1 rRNA gene is annotated in these 3,042 nt (G+C 55.4%); it reads left to right on the top strand.

The features are described 5' to 3' along the window. Positions 1-137: 137 nt before the first annotated feature. A 23S ribosomal RNA gene (locus tag DMB45_RS14545) occupies positions 138-3,029 on the top strand. Positions 3,030-3,042: the final 13 nt, after the last annotated feature.

The following is a 3,042-nucleotide window of genomic DNA, read 5'->3' as shown; positions in this document are numbered from 1 at the left end:
ACGAGAAAGTTCTTTGACATGGTGGGACATCGATGTACAAATGAGACATTGATAATAACGAAAGTAGAACGATAAGCAAGAGCCGCCCTTGCCGCGAGGCGACGGGCGAGGCTAAACGAGTCGAGCGTTAATAAAACGACAAGAGTTAATTAAGGGCGCGCGGTGGATGCCTAGGCTCTCGGAGGCGATGAAGGACGTGACAAGCTGCGATAAGCCCCGGGTAGGTGCAAATGACCATAGATCCGGGGATTTCCGAATGGGGCAACCCGGCACGCTGGACGCGTGCCATGCTAAATCTAGCAGGCGAACGCGGGGAACTGAAACATCTCATTACCCGCAGGAAAAGAAAACAACAGTGATACCCCCAGTAGCGGCGAGCGAACGGGGCGTAGCCCAAACCGCTGGCGTCGAGGCGCTAGCGGGGTTATAGGACCGTGTAAAATCGAGGATGGGCGATGGCAGAAGTCGCTGGAAAGCGACGCCGTGGATGGTGATAGCCCAGTACGCTTTTCACCCGTTCTTGATAACGGTATCCTGAGTAAGGCGGGACACGAGTAATCCTGCCTGAATTCACCGGGCCCACCCGGTAAGGCTAAACACTCCCGAGAGACCGATAGTGAACCAGTACCGCGAGGGAAAGGTGAAAAGCACCCCGAGCAGGGGAGTGAAATAGACCCTGAACCCGCGCGCCTACAAGCGGTCGGAGCCACGCGATGTGGTGACGGCGTGCCTTTTGCATAATGAGCCTACGAGTTAGTCGTCACTGGCGAGGTTAAGGGTCTGGAGGCCCGTGAGCCGAAGCGAAAGCGAGTCTTAACAGGGCGCAAAGTCAGTGGCGCTAGACGCGAAACCTTGTGATCTACCCTTGTCCAGGTTGAAGGATGGGTAACACCATCTGGAGGATCGAACCGGTAAACGTTGAAAAGTTTTCGGATGAGGCGAGGGTAGGGGTGAAAGGCCAATCAAACTGGGAAATAGCTCGTACTCTCCGAAATGCATTTAGGTGCAGCCTGTCGAGTTTCGTTACCGAGGTAGAGCTACTGATTGGACGCGAGGGCTTCACCGCCTATCAAATCCGGCCAAACTCCGAATGCGGTAACTTAAAATCGATGGAGCGAGCCCGCGGGTGCTAAGGTCCGCGGACGAGAGGGGAATAACCCGGACTATCAGCTAAGGTCCCGAATTGACGTTTAAGTTGAACAAACGAGGTGGGATCGCCTAGACAGCTAGGATGTTGGCTTGGAAGCAGCCATTCATTTAAAGAGTGCGTAACAGCTCACTAGTCGAGCGCTCCCGCGTGGATAATACACGGGCATAAAACGTCAACCGAAGCTATAGGATGTACTTTAACAGTACGTCGGTAGGAGAGCATTCCTGTCGGCGTCGAAGCGATATCGCGAGGTGTCGTGGAGCGTCAGGAAAAGCAAATGTAGGCATAAGTAACGATAATGGAGGCGAGAACCCTCCACGCCGCAAGACCAAGGATTCCCCGGCAATGTCAATCACCCGGGGGTCAGTCGGGCCCTAAGGCTAACCCGAAGGGGGATGCCGATGGCGAACGGGTTAATATTCCCGTACTTCTTCACGGCGTGACGCGGTGACGGGGCGATGACAGGGTCGCGTGCCGACGGAATGGCACGTTGAAGCCCGTACCCTTCGAGGCCGGTAGTAAAGCACGCCGGCCGAGGCGAAAGGCGATAGTACCGCGAGACTCCGGTCGAGCGGATAGCACCCGTAATTTCACCCCCAAGAAAACCCGCTAAACTTCAACCGTGAAGGACCCGTACCGTAAACGGACACACGTGGTCGGGTAGAGTATACCAAGGCGCTCGAGTGAATCGTGGCCAAGGAACTAGGCACAATGGTCCTGTAACCTCGGGATAAAGGACGCTCTAGTGATAGAGCCGCAGAGAAATGGCCCAGGCGACTGTTTACCAAAAACACATGGCTATGCCAAATCGCGAGATGACGTATATGGCCTGACACCTGCCCGGTGCCGGAAGGTTAAGAGGAGGGGTTAGAGAGATCGACGCTCCTAATTGAAGCCCCGGTAAACGGCGGCCGTAACTATAACGGTCCTAAGGTAGCGAAATTCCTTGTCGGGTAAGTTCCGACCTGCACGAATGGTGTAACGATCTGGGCACTGTCTCGGCCACGAGCTCGGTGAAATTGTAGTTCCGGTGAAGATGCCGGGTACCCGCGACGGGACGGAAAGACCCCGTGAACCTTTACTGCAGCTTCGCGTTGTTCCCGGGCACGGGACGTGTAGGATAGGTCGGAGACGTAGAAGTGGTTTCGTCAGGAATCATGGAGTCATCGTTGAAATACGACCCTTCCCTTGTCTGGGATCTAATCTAGCGATAGAGACACCGCGTGGTGGGTAGTTTGACTGGGGTGGTCGCCTCCAAAAGCGTAACGGAGGCTTCCAAAGGTACCCTCAACTTGTTCGGTAATCAAGTGTAGAGTGCAATGGCACAAGGGTGCTTGACAGGGAGACATACAAGTCGATCTGGCGCGAAAGCGGGGCATAGTGATCCGGTGGTTCCAGCGTGGAATGGCCATCGCTCAAAGGATAAAAGGTACTCCGGGGATAACAGGCTGATCGCCCCCAAGAGCTCATATCGACGGGGCGGTTTGGCACCTCGATGTCGGCTCGTCACATCCTGGGGCTGGAGAAGGTCCCAAGGGTTCGGCTGTTCGCCGATTAAAGTGGCACGCGAGCTGGGTTCAGAACGTCGTGAGACAGTTCGGTCCCTATCTGTCGTGGGCGTTGGAGATTCGCGAGGTCCTGACTCTAGTACGAGAGGACCGGGTTGGACGCGCCTCTAGTGAACCGGTTATGACGCCAGTCGTACCGCCGGGTAGCCACGCGCGGATCGGATAAGCGCTGAAAGCATCTAAGCGCGAAGCCGGCCTCAAGATGAGATCTCCATTTAGGGTCGTTGTAGACGACGACGTTGATAGGCCGCAGGTGTAAAGCCGGTGACGGCACAGCCGAGCGGTACTAATAACCCGATAAACTCTGTCGGTTGTTTCATTTCC

The organism is Sanguibacteroides justesenii (assembly GCF_003204205.1).
GTDB classification, from domain to species: domain Bacteria; phylum Bacteroidota; class Bacteroidia; order Bacteroidales; family Marinifilaceae; genus Gabonibacter; species Gabonibacter massiliensis.
This window is presented reverse-complemented; position numbering and strand designations above follow the sequence as displayed.